Source organism: Actinomyces sp. S6-Spd3 (assembly GCF_000758755.1).
GTDB lineage: Bacteria > Actinomycetota > Actinomycetes > Actinomycetales > Actinomycetaceae > Pauljensenia.
In genome coordinates this window covers 1-593 of record NZ_JRMV01000215.1, presented here as the reverse complement: position 1 = coordinate 593, position 593 = coordinate 1, and the positions used below count along the sequence as shown (strand labels likewise).

At 55.0% G+C, this 593-nt stretch carries 1 protein-coding gene; it reads left to right on the top strand.

Going from position 1 to position 593, the window contains the following annotated elements; all coding sequences use genetic code 11:
- Nucleotides 1–144: 144 nt before the first annotated feature.
- Nucleotides 145–593: MerR family transcriptional regulator (locus HMPREF1627_RS10355; RefSeq protein WP_158705801.1), on the top strand; the 449-nt coding region annotated here is incomplete at its 3' end.

Here is a 593-nt window from a genome sequence, read left to right as displayed (position 1 = left end):
AAAGTTGTTCAAGCCCCTTCCGCATATTGTTCGAAACTTTTAAGAAGTTAGGCTCCGGTGGCGCTTCGCTTCTTCGGGCGTAACAATATTAATAGGTGATGTACCTTAAACTTTTCTGGAAATTGTCCAAACTGGAGATGAACAATGCCCCGCCCTGATCTAAGCGCGCACATGAATCCCGCGCCGCTAACCATCGCAACGGTTGCGCAGCGCCTGGGAGTTTCCGCGTCTACGATCCGTACGTGGGAGCGCCGCTACGGGCTAGGGCCAAAACGCGAACCGGGCAAACGCAGAAGGTATAACGAGATTGAGCTCAAGCGGCTTGAACAAATGGTTCGCCTAGTCCGTTCCGGCGTGTTCCCCTCGGATGCCGCGCAAGCGATCAAATCTTCCGATGAAGTACTCACCGATAGTGAAGCTGCAATTACGGTTGAGTCAATCCTTGACACCGCGCGCCGAGGCGACTTCAACTCCCTCCAGCGCAATCTTGACGTGTTGATCTCCCGAGATGGCCTGCTCCATACCTGGCACGAGTACATTGGCCCCGCGATGCGAGGCACCTACTATCCGCCCAAAGGGGACAAGCCCGGCAT